Genomic DNA, 13667 nt, shown 5'->3' with positions numbered 1-13667 from the left:
CCCAAGCCCTTCTCCACCGGCGCCTACGCCCACACCAACAGCTGACCCCCCGAGGTCACCCCCACACACCCGCACGAACAGCAGCCAAGGCCCCCGCCACCGGAACACCCGGCAGCGGGGGCCTCCGCATGCGCATACCCGGAGCACCGACCGCCCCCGGCCGTACACACCACCCCTTCACCGACACGGCGGGGACAAGAGCCCCGCCCGCCTTGTCCCGGCGCAGGCGGAACCTGTCACAGCGGGAGTAAGGCGGGAGGCCCAGGTCGGGGCCGGCGGCCCGGGCGGGTGGCGGTAGGGGCGTTGACAGGGGGGTGGGGGCGGGCGATAGTCGGGGTGGTCTCGGTGATCTTGCGCGGGGGAGGGGTCGCCGCCCTTCGGCCCGGGGTGGTTCTGATGGCTGTCCGCGTCCCGCGCAAGGTCCGGTTCGTCGCGATCGCGGCGCTGGCGCCGTTGATCCTCCCGCTGGCGGGGGCGCCCGCGCTCGCCGCGCCGCCCGCGCGGGAGGCGGCCGCCGCAGCCGAGGTCGTGTCCATCGTCCGGGTGAGGGCGCCCGACCGGGCCGACCGGGAGCGGCTGCTCCGGCTGGACCTGGATGTGATGGACGGGGACCGCGAGAACGTCCACGTCATGCTGCACGGGAGCGCGGACGAGGCCCGGCTGCGGTCCACCGGGCTCCCGGTGAGCGTGGTGGTGCCGGACGTCGCCGCCCGCAACCGGGAGGCGCGGCGGGCCGAGGAGGCGCGGGCGCTCCGCCGTACTGCGTCCCGGCTGCCCACCGGGCGGGTCACCTATCGCACCCTGGAGGAGACGGCGGAGGAACTGGCGCGGCTGGAGCGGGAGCATCCGGGGAAGGTGCGCCGGTTCGCGCTGCCGCTGAAGTCGCTGCTCGGGCACACCGTGTGGGCCGCGGAGATCTCCCGGGACGTACGGCGGGCCGGGCACAAGCCGGCGTTCCTGATGACCGGGCTGCACCACGCCCGCGAATGGCCGACGGTCGAGCTGACCATGGAGTTCGCCTGGGACGTGCTCCAGAACGACGGCCGCGACCCGCGCGTGACCTCCCTGCTCGACCGGGCCCGGATGATCGTCGTGCCGATCGTCAACCCCGACGGGTTCGAGATGTCGCGCGGCCTCACCCAGGAGCAAAAGCGCAAGAACTGCCGCGTGAACCCCGGCCGCGTCCCCACCCGCGAGGAGTGCGCCGACCCGGCCAACTTCGCCAAGGGCGTGGACCCGAACCGGAACTACGGGGCGTTCTGGGGCGGGCCCGGCGCGAGCCACGACGAGAACGCGAGCAACTACCGGGGCGAGGGCCCGTTCTCCGAACCGGAGATCCAGAACATCCGCCACCTCGTCCACACGAACCAGATCACCGTCGCCTTCAGCAATCACACCCCCGACGCCCGGGTCCTGCGCGCGCCCAGCGCCCCCAACGAGCCCGTCCCCGCCGACGCCGTGCCGTACGACGCCCTCGCGCAGCGGCTCGGCGGAATCATGAAGTGGCCGGCCGGGCCGTGGCCGGACATCTACTACGCGGCCAGCGGCACCACCGAGGAGACCGTCTACTACACGACCGGGGCGTACGGCTTCACGTTCGAGCACACGCCCGGCGGCCGCGGCTTCCACCCGCCGTACCAGTACGTCATCGACCAGTACCTCGGCATCGGCGCGTACCCCGGCTCCGACGCGCGCGAGGCCTTCCTGACCGGCTTCGAGGCCGCCGCCGACCCGGCCGGGCACGGGGTGATCAGCGGCCGCTCCACGCCGGGCGCGACGCTCACGCTCACGAAGTCGTTCACGATGTCCACGTCCCCGGTGGCCCGGCCCGACGGCTCCACCGGCCCGGCGCTGACGTACCCGGTCGAGCTCACCTCGTCGATCACCGTCCCCCGGGACGGCCGCTTCACCTGGCACGTCAACCCGTCGCCACGTCCCAGCCAGACCGCGACCGCCCACCACGCCGAATCCTGGACGATCACCTGCCGCGGCCCCCTCGGCCTGCTGACCCAGACGGCCAGGCTCACCGTCGTCCGCGGCGGCGCCGCCCACGCCGACCTGCGCCGCTGCCTCTGACCCCGCGCCAGGCCCCCGCCGTACGGCACGCGCCCGCGCGCGACGGCGGCGTCCGTCCCCGGAGGCGCGACGCCGGCGCCCCCGGAGCGCGGGGCGCCGGCGCCCGCCGTACTACGCGCCGGGGGAGCGGGGCGCGCGGAAACGAGAGGACCGCCTCCCGGTGAACCCGGAGGGCGGCCCTCGACGTGAGACGGCGCGTCAGGCCTGCGCCGACGCGACCCCGCGCTTCTCGACGGCCTGCTGGTAGAGGCGGCCGGCGCGGTAGGACGAGCGCACGAGCGGCCCGGACAGCACGCCGGCGAAGCCGATCGCCTCGGCCTCGGCCTGGAGCTCCACGAACTCCTCCGGCTTGACCCAGCGCTCGACGGGGTGGTGGCGGAGGGACGGGCGGAGGTACTGCGTGATCGTCAGCAGGTCGCAGCCCGCCTCGTGCAGGTCGCGCATGGCCTGGACGATCTCCTCGCGCTCCTCGCCCATGCCCAGGATCAGGTTGGACTTGGTGACCAGCCCGGCCTCGCGGGCCTTGGTGATCACTTCGAGGGAGCGCTCGTAGCGGAACGCCGGGCGGATGCGCTTGAAGATCCGCGGCACGGTCTCGATGTTGTGCGCCAGCACCTCGGGGCGGCTGGAGAACACCTCGTCGAGCTGCTCGGGGATCGCGTTGAAGTCCGGGATCAGCAGCTCCACGCCGCAGCCGGGCACCATCGCGTGGATCTGCCGGGCGGTCTCGGCGTAGAGCCACGCGCCGCCGTCGGGCAGGTCGTCGCGCGCCACGCCGGTGACGGTGGCGTAGCGCAGCCCCATCGTCGCCACCGACTCGGCGACGCGGCGCGGCTCGTCACGGTCGAACTCGGCCGGCTTGCCCGTGTCGATCTGGCAGAAGTCGCAGCGCCGCGTGCACTGGTCGCCGCCGATCAGGAACGTCGCCTCGCGGTCCTCCCAGCACTCGTAGATGTTGGGACACCCCGCCTCTTCGCAAACGGTGTGCAGCCCCTCGCGCCGGACCAGCGATTTCAGCTCGGTGTATTCGGGTCCGGTCTTGAGCCGCGTCTTGATCCACGGCGGCTTGCGCTCAATGGGGGTCTGGCTGTTGCGTACTTCCAGGCGGAGAAGCTTGCGGCCTTCAGGAGCGACTGTCACGAGAATCAGCCTACGTCCCCACCACACCCACCGCGCACACCGCGCCCCCCTCACCACCCCTGTCCAGGCACGACGCGCCAGGCGCCCTCCCGGCCGGCGTCGCACGCCCCGTACGGCGGGCGCGGCGCCCGTCCCGGGGTACGGCGGCGCGCGGCCGGGGCGGGCGGCTCGCCGTACGGAGGGAAGCGACCCGGCCCGGCGGGCGGCGCTCCGGTGGAAGGGCGGTGGTCCGGAGGCGGGCGGAGACGCGCGGCGGGCGGCCGGCGCGGCGAGGGGCCGCGCCCGCCGCCCGGCGGGTCTAGCGGAGGAGGCGTTCGAGCTCTTCCTCGTGGAGGTCGACCATCTCGGCGTCGAGGGCCTCGGCCAGGCGCTTCTCGACGTAGGGGAGGACCTCGTCCACGGTGATGCGGCGCCCGGCCTCCTCGCTGAGGTTGGAGACGCCGGCGTCGGCGATGCCGCAGGGGACGATGCGGTTGTACCAGTTGAGGTCGTTCGCGCAGTTGAGGGCGAAGCCGTGCATCGTCACGCCCCTGGCCACGCGCAGGCCGATCGCGCCCAGCTTGCGGTCGGGGCGGCCGCCCGAGGCGGGCACCCACACGCCGCTGCGGCCTTCCACACGCCCGGTGACCACGCCGAAGTCGGCGCAGACGTTGATCAGCGCCTCCTCCAGCCGCCGGACGAAGGCCACGACGTCCATGGGGTCGGTCAGCCGGACGATGGGGTAGCCGGTGATCTGGCCGGGCCCGTGCCAGGTGATCTTCCCGCCGCGGTCCACGTCCACCACCGGCGTGCCGTCCATCGGCCGCTCCAGCGGGTCCGTGCGTTTGCCCGCCGTGTAGACCGGGGCGTGTTCGAGCAGCAGGCAGGTGTCGGGGAGCGAGTCCGCCACCCGGCGCTCGTGCACCTTGCGTTGCAGGTCCCACGCCTGCTCGTAGGGCACGTCCACACCGAGCCGGACCATCGCGAGCTTGGTCACGCGTCCAGGTTAGACGAAGGCGCGACACGCCGTCCCACGGCCCGCTCCCCGGGCCCCTCCCAGGGCGTCCCGGCCCCGGCCGCGGGGCCTCCCCGGATCGTGATCCCGCGCACGCCGACGCCGTTCAGGTCCCCGGGGGACGACGCGGGCGGGCGCGGGATCGCGGTATCCCGGCGAGCGGGATGGTCAGGAGGTGAGGAGGCGGGCCTCGATGACGGACTCCTTGGCGCCGCCCGCCCCGTCGGGCTCGACCCGGTAGGCGCGGCCCTCGGGGTCGATGGTCACCGCCTGGACCAGCTCGGTCCCGACGTAGTGCAGGCCCACGCCCTCGTCGGCGGCGTAGCCCTGGGGGAGGGTGCCCGCGGCGACGGCCTCGTGGAGGAGGGTCCGGCGCTGGGGGTCGGAGTTGTAGTGGACGCCGCAGGAGTACGGGAGGAGGCCGAGGCCCTGGTCCCACTGGCGCAGCGTCGGCCCGAAGGAGTCGGTGTTGCCGCCGACGTGCCAGCACAGCGCCCCCGCGCTCTGCCCGGCCAGCACCACCCCCGCGCGCCACGCCTCGGTGAACGCCTCGTCCAGGCCGTGCAGCCGCCACAGCGCCATCAGGTTCGCCACGCTGCCCCCGGTGACGTAGACGATGTCCTGCTCCAGCAGGAACGCGCGCGGGTCCGGCACGTTCGGCATCGGGAACACCGTCAGGTGGCTGACCTCGACGTCCCAGTCGCGGAACGCGTCGTACATCTGCAGCAGCCGCGAGTGCTCGTCGCCCAGCGCCGTCGCCACCAGGCACAGCTTGGGCCGGTCCTGCCCGGTCAGGTCGAGGGCGTACCGCAGCAGCCCGCTCGGGCGGATGAACGAGTAACGGTCGGACGGCAGGAACGACCCGCCCCCGATCGCCAGGATGTGCGACTGGCCAAGCATGTTCTTCTCCCCGCGTCGGCGCACCGCATGGTGCTTCTTGCGTAGTGACGGCAGATCACAGTACGGCCCGCAGGGCGGGGCCGAGGCCCGGATGCTGGAACGCGTAGCCCGCCTCGGCCAGCCGCGCGGGCAGGACCCGCTGCCCGATCAGCACGCCCTCGTCGGCGAACCCCCCGAGCGCCGCCCGCAGCGCGAACCCCGGGACCCGGATCGGCCACGTGGGACGCCGTACGGCGCGGCCCAGGGCCCGGGTGTACTCGGCGTTGGTGACCGGCTCGGGCGCGGTCAGGTTCACTGGCCCGAAGACCTCGGACTCCAGCAGGAAGCACACCGCGCCCACCCAGTCGTGCAGGGTGATCCAGCTCCAGTACTGCCGCCCGGAGCCCAGCGGGGCGCCCAGCCCGAGCCGGAAGATCGGCAGGATCCGCCGCAGCGACCCGCCCCGCGCCGTCTGGACCAGCCCCGTGCGCAGCCGTACGACCCGGGTGAACTCCTCGGCGGCGATCGCCTCGGCCTCCCACGCGCGCACCAGATCCGCCAGGAAGCCCGTCCCCGCCGGGGCGGTCTCGTCCACCGCCCGGTCGCCGGTGTCGCCGTAGAAGCCGATCGCGGAGCCGGAGAGGAGCACTCGCGGGGGCCGGTCGAGCGAGGCCATCGCGCGCACGAGCGTCCGCGTGCCCTCGACCCGGCTCGCGACGATCTCCCGCCGGCGCGAGGGGGTCCAGCGGCGGTCCCCGAGCCCCGCGCCGGCGAGGTGGACGACCGCGTCGGCGCCGTCGAGCGCCGACCGGTCCACCTCGCCGCCGCGCGGGTCCCACCGGGCCTCGTCGGCGCCCGCGGGCGCGCGGCGCACGAGGCTCACAACACGGCGGCCCTCGCCGCGCAGAACGCGGACGAGGGCCGAACCGAGCAGACCGGAGGAACCGGTCACCACAATCCTCACATGGCTACGCTAGCCCAAGCGCGGCCTCGAACCGGCCCTCCTCCAGGCGGTTCTTGATCGTGGTGAGGAAGCGGGCGGCGTCGGCGCCGTCCACGAGCCGGTGGTCGTAGGTCAGGGCCAGGTAGACCATCGAGCGGACGGCGATGACCTCGCCCAGGTCCGGGTCCTCGACGACGACCGGGCGCTTGACGACGGCGCCGGTGCCCAGCATGCCGACCTGCGGCTTGAACAGGATCGGCGTGTCGAACAGCGCGCCACGGCTGCCGGTGTTGGTCAGCGTGAAGGTCGCGCCGGTGACCTCGTCCGGGCTGATCTTGTTGGCGCGGGTGCGCTCGGCCAGGTCCGCGATCTTGCGGGCCAGACCGCCGATGTTGAGGTCGCCCGCGTCGCGGACGGTCGCCACCAGCAGGCCGCGGTCGGTGTCCACCGCGATGCCCAGGTGCTCGGCCTCGTGGTAGGTCACCTCGTTGGTCTCGTCGTCGATGACGGCGTTGAGCTTGGGGTGGACCTTGAGGGCCTCGATCGCCGCCTGCGCGAAGAACGGCAGGAACGACAGCTTGACGCCCTCGCGGCGCTGGAAGTCGGCCTTGGCCTGCTCGCGCAGCCGCGCGATGCGGGTCACGTCCACCTCGACCACCGTCGTGAGCTGGGCGGAGGTCTGGAGCGACTCCACCATGCGCTTGGCGATGGTCTGGCGCAGGCGCGACATCTTCTCGGTACGGCCGCGCAGCGTGGTGTCCACCTCGACCGCGGGGGCCGGGGCGGCGGCCGGAGCCTGCTGCTGGGCCGGGGCGGCGGGCTGGGCCTGCGCGGCGGGGGCCGCGGCGGCCGGGGCCTGCTGCTGGGCCTGGGCGGCCTTCTCGCGCTGGGCGCGGGCGGCCTCGAGCACGTCCTGCTTGCGGATGCGGCCGCCGACGCCGGTGCCGGTCAGCGAGTCGAGGTCCACGTTGTGCTCGGCGGCGAGCTTGCGCACCAGCGGCGTGACGTACGGGCTGTCACCCGAGGTCGCGGCCGGGGCCTGCGCCGGAGCCTGGGCCTGCGGCTGCGGGGCCGGGGCGGGCTGCGGCGGCGCCGGCGGCTGGTACTGCGGGGCCGGCGGCTGGTACTGCGGCTGCGGCGCGCTCACCTGCTGGGGAGCGGGCTGGGGAGCCGGCTGCGGCTCGGGCTCGGGCTCGGGCTGGGGCTCCGGCTCGGCCTGCGGGGCGGGGGCCTGCTCGGCCGGGGCCTCGCCGCCCTCGCCGATGACGGCCAGCTCGGCGCCGACCTCGACCGTCTCGTCTTCGGCGACGACGATCTTCTGCAGGACGCCCGCGGCGGGGGAGGGGATCTCGGTGTCGACCTTGTCGGTCGACACCTCGAGGAGCGGCTCGTCAGCCTCGACGCGCTCCCCCTCCTTCTTGAGCCAACGGGTGACGGTGCCCTCGGTGACGCTCTCGCCGAGCTGGGGCATGGTTACGGAGACCGGCATGGTTCGCAGTGCTCCTATCGCGTTTCTGTGAGGGCTTATCAGTTGTGGACGTGCAGGGGCTTGCCGGCGAGCACCATGGCGGCCTCGCCGACGGCCTCCGACTGGGACGGGTGGGCGTGCAGGAGCTGGGCCACCTCGGAGGGCAGGGCCTCCCAGTTGTAGAGGAGCTGGCCTTCGGTGATCAGCTCGCCGACCCGGGCGCCCACCATGTGCACGCCGAGGATCGGGCCGTCCTTCTGGGCGATGACCTTGACGGCGCCCTGCGTCTGGAGGATCTGGCTCTTCGGGTTGCCGCCGAGGTCGTAGACGGCCTCGACGACGTCGTGACCCCGCTCGCGCGCGGCGGCCGTGGTGAGGCCGACCGAGGCGACCTCGGGGTCGGAGTAGGTGACCCGGGGCACGCCGTCGTAGTCGATCGGGGCGGGGTTGAGGCCGCCCAGGCGCTCGGCGACGAGGATGCCCTCGGCGAAGCCGACGTGGGCGAGCTGCGGGGTGGCGATGAGGTCGCCGATGGCCGAGATCGTGGGGACGTTGGTGCGGCAGAGCTCGTCCACCTTCACCGTGCCCCGCTCGACCTGCAGGCCGGCCTCCTCGTAGCCCAGCCCGGCGGAGACCGCGCCGCGGCCGACGGCGACGAGCAGCACCTCGGCGTCGAGGGTCTTGCCGCCCTCCAGCGTCACCTGGACGCCGTTCTCGGTCGGCTTGGCGCTCTCGAAGCGGACGCCCAGTTCGTACTTGATGCCGCGGCGGCGGAAGGCGCGCTCCAGCAGCTTGGAGCTGGACTCCTCCTCCAGCGGGAGCAGGTGCGGCAGCATCTCGACGATGGTGACCTCGGCGCCGAAGGAGCGCCACACGCTGGCGAACTCGACGCCGATGACGCCGCCGCCCAGGATGACCACCGAGCCCGGGACCCGGTCCAGCCGCAGGGCGTCCTCGCTGGAGATGATCCGCTCGTGGTCGAACTCCAGGCCCGGCAGGGAGCGCGGCTCGGAGCCGGTGGCGAGCACGATGTGCGCGCCCTCGACGACCTGCTCGCCCTCGGCGGTCCGCACGGTCACCTGGGTCGGGCCGGTGAGGCGGCCCTCGCCCTCGATCACGGTGACGCCGCCGGCCTTGAGGAGACCCTGGACGCCCTTCCAGGCCCGCGTGACGATCTTGTCCTTGAAGGCGTTCACGCCGGGCATGTCGACGCCCTCGAAGCGGGCCTTGATCCCGAACTTGTCACTCTCGCGCGCCTGGTCGGCGATCTCGGCCGAGTGCAGAAGAGCCTTGGTCGGAATGCATCCGCGGTGAAGGCAGGTGCCGCCGATCTTGTCCTTCTCGATGAGCGCTACGCGCAGATCCAGCTCGACCGCTCGCAGGGCACAGGCGTAGCCGGCGCTCCCACCCCCCAGGACGACCAGGTCGTAGGGGCCGCTGCCATCAGCCACAGGGGTCTCCTTGTCCGAAATGTTGTGCTCGCATTTGGTGCTCGCTCGCAGTTTTTCACTTGTGGTGACCGGTCGGCCGGGGTTCGCGCCGACCGGTCACGTCACGCCTGGGCGTACTCGGTGGCCAGCTCGATCAGGGTGCGAGTGGTCACGCCGGTGCCGCCCTTCGGCGTGTAGCCGTAGGGCTCGCCCTTGTTGAACGCCGGCCCGGCCATGTCTATGTGTGCCCAGCGCTGCCCGGCGGGCACGAATTCCCGGAGGAAGATGCCCGCGGTGAGCATGGCGCCCCAGCGCTCGGGCTGGAGGTTGGCGAGGTCGGCCACGGGGGAGTCCAGGCCCTTGCGGAGCTCCTCGGGCAGCGGCATCGCCCAGATCGGCTCGCCGGCCTTGGCGGCGGCGGCCAGCACCTCGTCGCGGGCGGAGTCGTCGTTGGACATCAGGCCCGCGGTACGCCAGCCGAGGGCGACGATCTGCGCGCCGGTCAGGGTGGCGACGTCGACGATCAGGTCGGGGTCGTCCTGGGTGGCGCGGGTGATCGCGTCGCACAGGACCAGGCGGCCCTCGGCGTCGGTGTCGAGCACCTCGACGGTCTTGCCGGAGAGCGTGGTCAGCACGTCGGAGGGGCGCTGCGCGGTGCCGCTCGGCATGTTCTCGGCGAGCGGCAGGTAGCCGATCACGTTGACCTTCAGGCCGAGCCTGGCGACGGCGGAGACCGCGCCGAAGACCGCCCCGGCGCCGCCCATGTCGGACTTCATCCAGTCCATGGAGGCGGCGGGCTTGAGGGACAGGCCGCCGGAGTCGAAGGTGATGCCCTTGCCGACGAACGCGAGCGTCCTGGCGGCCTCGGGGTGGGAGTAGGCCACGCGGACCAGGCGCGGCGGGTTGACCGAGCCCTGGCCGACGCCGGAGATGCCGCCGTAGCCGCCCTCCTTGAGCGCCTTCTCGTCCAGCACCTCGACGTCCAGGCCCAGCTCGCGGCCGCGCTCCTCGACGATGCGGGCGAAGCGGTCCGGCCACAGGTCCGACGGCGGGGTGTTGACCAGGTCGCGCACCGCCGTCACGGAGTCGGCGACGACCTCGGCGCGCTTCAGCGCGGCCTCGCCGGCCTCGGTCACGACGGTGAGCCGCTCGACGGGGGCCTTGCGGTCGCCGGTGGTGTGGTAGCGCCCGAAGGCGTACGCGCCGAGCAGGCCGCCCAGGGTGACGGCCTCGGCGGCGTCGTCGGAGGCCGCGGGGAGCGCGAGGGCGGCGTGAGCCGTGCCGGCCAGCGCGCGGACCGCCGCTCCCGCGGCGCGGCGGAGGGTCTCGTTGTCGACGGGGCCCTCGGCGGGGGCGTCGCCCAGGCCGGCCGCGACGAGGATCGTGGCGGGCAGCGCGCCGAACGTCGGGACCTTGGCGATCTCCCCGGCCTTGCCGGAGAAGCCCATGGCGGAAAGCGTCTGGCCGAGCCGCCCGCCGAGCGCGGCGTCGGCGGACTCGGCGCCGGCGGCGGGGCGGGGACCGTCCGGGCCGGCGTGGACACCGATGACGAGCGCGTCGGCGTCGACGGACTGAAGATCTGCGGTGGTGCGGCTCACAGTGGTCACGTAGGCCGATGCTATCGGGACCGGGAAGGTGTTCGTACCAGGAGGTACCCCTCTTAATCGAATGGTGCTAATGTCGCTAGCACTATGCTTCTCAAATTGAACCTGAACGATCCACGGCCGCTGCACGAGCAGGTCGCCGGGGCGATCAGGAGGGCGATCGCCGAGGGCTCCTATCCGCCCGGCTCGCGGCTGCCCCCCGCCCGCGACCTGGCCGGGGCGCTGGGGATCAACGCGAACACCGTGCTGCGCGCGCTGCGGGAACTGCGCGACGAGGGGGTCCTGGAGTTCCGGCGCGGCCGGGGAGTGACGGTGATGCACCAGGCCGACCACCGGTCCGCGCTGCTGGAGCGCATCCGGGGCCTGCTGCGCGAGGCCGAGCGGTACGGCTACCGCCGGGAGGACGTGATCAAGATGATCGGAGAGCTGACATGAGGGGACGTCTGCTGGGCGTCGTCGCCGCCTGGGCGGCGCTGGTCGCGGGAGTGATCGCCGCGCTGCACACCGGCCTGGCGGACCGGCTCCCGGGAGCGGTCGCCGTGCACTGGAGCGGAAGCGGCGCCGACCGGTCGCAGTCCACCGGCGCCTTCCTGGCCCAGACGCTCGTCTTCTGGGGCGTGATGGCCGTCGTCGCGATCCCGCCCGCGCTGAGCTCGCTGGTGGCGGCCCGGCGCGCGGCGCGGCGCAGGCTGCTGGCGTACGTCTTCGGCGCCGGCGGGTTCGTGATCGCGATGTACGCGATCACCCTGCTCGCGAACCTGGACCTGGCCGACTGGCGGGAGGCGCGGCTGCCGGCGATCGGGTTCGGGTACGTCATCGGCGCCGCGGCGCTGGGCGTCCTCGCGGGGTGGCTCGCCGGGACCCCCGGCCCGGACCGGGCGCCGGAGACGGACGCGCAGGCGGGCCCGACGATCGTGCTGCGGCCGGGGGAGCGGGCCGTCTGGGTCTCCCGCACCTCCAACCTGTGGCTGGCGACGGGCGGGGCCGCCCTGGCGGTCGCCGCGGCGGTGTTCGCGATGGCGGCGGCCGAGGCCGCGGCCGCCGCCAGCGTCGGCCCGGTGCTCGTGATCGCGGTGGTCGGCGCGTTCCTGTCCACCGTGCGCGTCCGCGCCGACGAGCACGGGCTGAGCGTCGGCTTCGGCCCGTTCGGGTGGCCCGCCCGGCGGATCGCGCTGGACCGGATCGAGCGCGCCTGGACCGAGGACCGGTCGGCGATGCGGGCCGGCGGATACGGCGTGCGCGGGCTGCCCGGCGCCACCACCGTCATGATCCGCGGCGGCCGGTGCCTGGTGGTCCGGCTCCGCGACGGCGGCACCTTCGCGGTGAGCGTGGACGACGCCGAGAACGGCGCGGCCCTCCTCAACGCCCTGGCCGCCGACGGCGCCCGTGTCTGAGGGCGCGCCGCGCGCCGGCGGAGGGGCGGGAGGACGCGGGGAGAGGGCGCGGAACAAGGACCTGCCGGTCTTCGTGGCGGTGGCGTACGGCCTGGCGTGGCTGGTGGCGATCCCGATCTGGGTGAGCGGCCGGGGCGCCGCGCCGTCGTGGGGCCCGCTGCTGGCCACGGGGATGATGCTCACGCCCACCGTCGCGGTGCTCGCGGTGTGGCTCATGCGGCGGACGCCCGCGGGGCGGTGGGCGCGGGAGACGGGCCTCACGCTCGGGCCGCGCCGGGGGCGCACGATCGCGTGGACCGCCGCCGCCTGGGCCGGAATCCCCGCGCTCGGCTTCGCGGCGATCGCGGTCAGCGCGTGGCTCGGGCTGCTCGACCTGGACCTGTCGGCGCTGACGCGCGTCCCCGCGGGCGCCGGGGCGGAGGTCCCGCCGCAGGCGCTGGTCGCCGCCCAGGTCTTCGGCCTGCTCATCGCGCCCGCGATCAACGCGATCCCCTCGCTGGGCGAGGAGTGGGGCTGGCGCGGCTGGCTGCTGCCCCGGCTCATGCCGTACGGCACGGCGGCGGCGCTCGTGGGGTCGGGGGTGATCTGGGGGCTCTGGCACGCGCCGCTGGAACTGCTCGGCCGCAACTACCCGGCGCTCGGGGCGTGGGGAGCGCTCTTCTTCACCGGCTTCTGCGTGATCTTCGGCGCCGTCCTCGGCCGGCTGCGCATGATCACCGGCAGCGTGTGGCCGGCGGTCGTCGCGCACGGCGCGTTCAACGCCTCGGCCCCCTACGTCTTGGTCGTCGCCGCGCCCGGCGAGCCGCCGAACACCGCGCTGGCCGGGCCCTTCGGCCTGGTCGGCTGGGTGCTGATGGCCCTGGTCGCGGTGGCCCTGCTCAGAGTGCGAGGACCACGAGAGCCGCTGTCGTCGCCGTCTCCGACAGCGCCCCCAGCACGTCACCGGTGATCCCGCCGAGCCGCCGTACGGCCCGCCGCCGCAGCCACCACGCGGCGGCGAGCCCGGCGGCGACGGCGGCGGGACCGGCCAGGGCGGCCGCGGCCCACGGGCCGGAGCCCGGAGGGGCGGCGGCGTCCCCGGCGGCCCCGGACTCGGGGGAGAGCCAGGCGATCCCGCCCGGGACCGGCGCGAAAACGCCGGGGAACCCGGCGGGGACGGCGACCAGCAGCACGACGGCGGTCACGGCGAGGGCGGGCGCGAGCCGTACGGACCCGGCGACCATCGCGCCCAGCCCGCCGGGACGCGCGGAGGGCACCCCCGGGCGGCAGGCCCACGTGATCGCCAGCCGCCCGGCCGCGCACGCGACCACGAGCGCGAGCGGGCCCGCCCGCGTGAGCGCGGCCACCTGCACGAGCAGCGTGACCACCAGGGTGATCACCCCGAACGGGCCGATGTCCGACTTCTTCATGATGTCGAGCGCCCGTTCGGCCGGCTTCCCGCTGCCCAGGCCGTCCGCGAGATCGGCCAGCCCGTCCAGGTGCAGCCCGCGCGTGAGCCACGCCAGCAGCCCGACGGCCAGCGCGGCCCCCAGCAGCCGCGCGTCCGACCACCAGGCGGCGCCCAGCAGGACGGCCCCGCCGAGGGCCCCGAGCGCCAGCCCCACGACCGGCGCGAACGCCATCGCCCGCCCCGCCGTGCGCCGGTCCACCGCGGACACCCGCACCGGGAACACCGTCAGCGTCCCGAACGCCAGCCGCACGCCGTCCGCCATCGGCCCGCCCCTCCCCGTCACGCCGCC

General features: G+C 74.4%; 12 protein-coding genes. 4 read left to right on the top strand and 8 right to left on the bottom strand.

Annotated features, from left to right (window positions below; all coding sequences use genetic code 11):
- Positions 1–396 precede the first annotated feature (396 nt).
- Positions 397–2076 (top strand): M14 family zinc carboxypeptidase, encoded by a 1680-nt coding sequence (locus D5H75_RS20745; protein ID WP_119928139.1) that lies wholly within the window; start codon positions 397–399, stop codon positions 2074–2076.
- A gap of 198 nt (positions 2077–2274) precedes the next feature.
- Here the strand turns inward: D5H75_RS20745 and lipA are convergent, their stop codons facing one another.
- The 7 genes from lipA to D5H75_RS20710 all read right to left on the bottom strand — a co-directional run bounded on the left by lipA (position 2275) and on the right by D5H75_RS20710 (position 10537).
- Positions 2275–3216, bottom strand: a complete 942-nt coding sequence (gene lipA, locus D5H75_RS20740; RefSeq protein ID WP_202638335.1) for a lipoyl synthase — start codon at positions 3214–3216, stop codon at positions 2275–2277.
- Between the two features lie 298 nt (positions 3217–3514).
- The gene (gene lipB / locus D5H75_RS20735) at positions 3515–4192 is read right to left on the bottom strand and encodes a lipoyl(octanoyl) transferase LipB (protein WP_242454393.1); all 678 of its coding nucleotides are present in this window, start codon (positions 4190–4192) and stop codon (positions 3515–3517) included.
- A gap of 186 nt (positions 4193–4378) precedes the next feature.
- Complete coding sequence (locus tag D5H75_RS20730; protein WP_119928138.1) at positions 4379–5110, bottom strand: Type 1 glutamine amidotransferase-like domain-containing protein; 732 nt, start codon at positions 5108–5110, stop codon at positions 4379–4381.
- Between the two features lie 55 nt (positions 5111–5165).
- Positions 5166–6053 carry a TIGR01777 family oxidoreductase gene (locus D5H75_RS20725; protein WP_119928137.1) on the bottom strand — a complete coding sequence of 296 codons (888 nt, stop codon included), beginning with the start codon at positions 6051–6053 and terminating at the stop codon, positions 5166–5168.
- A 4-nt stretch (positions 6054–6057) separates the two neighbouring features.
- Entirely contained in the window at positions 6058–7521 is a 1464-nt protein-coding gene (gene sucB / locus D5H75_RS20720) for a 2-oxoglutarate dehydrogenase, E2 component, dihydrolipoamide succinyltransferase (RefSeq protein ID WP_119928136.1), read from the bottom strand.
- Positions 7522–7559: 38 nt separating this feature from the next.
- Positions 7560–8951: a dihydrolipoyl dehydrogenase gene (gene lpdA, locus D5H75_RS20715; RefSeq protein WP_119928135.1), complete on the bottom strand. Its 1392-nt coding sequence runs from the start codon at positions 8949–8951 to the stop codon at positions 7560–7562.
- Positions 8952–9052: 101 nt separating this feature from the next.
- Complete coding sequence (locus D5H75_RS20710) at positions 9053–10537, bottom strand: leucyl aminopeptidase (RefSeq protein ID WP_119928134.1); 1485 nt, start codon at positions 10535–10537, stop codon at positions 9053–9055.
- A gap of 84 nt (positions 10538–10621) precedes the next feature.
- Between D5H75_RS20710 and D5H75_RS20705 the strand changes: the two genes are divergently transcribed.
- Genes D5H75_RS20705 through D5H75_RS20695 form a run of 3 tightly spaced genes read left to right on the top strand, consistent with a single transcriptional unit; the run spans position 10622 to position 12877 of the window.
- Complete coding sequence (locus D5H75_RS20705) at positions 10622–10969, top strand: GntR family transcriptional regulator (protein WP_119928133.1); 348 nt, start codon at positions 10622–10624, stop codon at positions 10967–10969.
- Complete coding sequence (locus D5H75_RS20700) at positions 10966–11928, top strand: DUF1648 domain-containing protein (protein WP_119928132.1); 963 nt, start codon at positions 10966–10968, stop codon at positions 11926–11928. The genes D5H75_RS20705 and D5H75_RS20700 overlap by 4 nt, the downstream gene beginning before the upstream one ends.
- Entirely contained in the window at positions 11921–12877 is a 957-nt protein-coding gene (locus D5H75_RS20695; RefSeq protein ID WP_119928131.1) for a CPBP family intramembrane glutamic endopeptidase, read from the top strand. Before D5H75_RS20700 ends, D5H75_RS20695 begins: the two co-directional genes overlap by 8 nt.
- Here D5H75_RS20695 and D5H75_RS20690 read toward each other — a convergent pair.
- Positions 12807–13640: an adenosylcobinamide-GDP ribazoletransferase gene (locus D5H75_RS20690; protein WP_119928130.1), complete on the bottom strand. Its 834-nt coding sequence runs from the start codon at positions 13638–13640 to the stop codon at positions 12807–12809. The genes D5H75_RS20695 and D5H75_RS20690 overlap by 71 nt on opposite strands.
- Positions 13641–13667 lie beyond the last annotated feature (27 nt).

The organism is Bailinhaonella thermotolerans (assembly GCF_003594875.1).
GTDB classification, from domain to species: domain Bacteria; phylum Actinomycetota; class Actinomycetes; order Streptosporangiales; family Streptosporangiaceae; genus Bailinhaonella; species Bailinhaonella thermotolerans.
Note: the sequence above shows the minus strand (reverse complement) of the source record. Positions and strands in the feature narration are given on the sequence as shown.

Coding starts and splice junctions, on each gene's coding strand:
- D5H75_RS20745 (WP_119928139.1), top strand. CDS start 397: ATGGCTGTCCGCGTCCCGCGCAAGGTCCGGTTCGTCGCGATCGCGGCG.
- D5H75_RS20730 (WP_119928138.1), bottom strand. CDS start 5,110: ATGCTTGGCCAGTCGCACATCCTGGCGATCGGGGGCGGGTCGTTCCTG.
- sucB (WP_119928136.1), bottom strand. CDS start 7,521: ATGCCGGTCTCCGTAACCATGCCCCAGCTCGGCGAGAGCGTCACCGAG.
- D5H75_RS20705 (WP_119928133.1), top strand. CDS start 10,622: ATGCTTCTCAAATTGAACCTGAACGATCCACGGCCGCTGCACGAGCAG.
- D5H75_RS20700 (WP_119928132.1), top strand. CDS start 10,966: ATGAGGGGACGTCTGCTGGGCGTCGTCGCCGCCTGGGCGGCGCTGGTC.
- D5H75_RS20690 (WP_119928130.1), bottom strand. CDS start 13,640: ATGGCGGACGGCGTGCGGCTGGCGTTCGGGACGCTGACGGTGTTCCCG.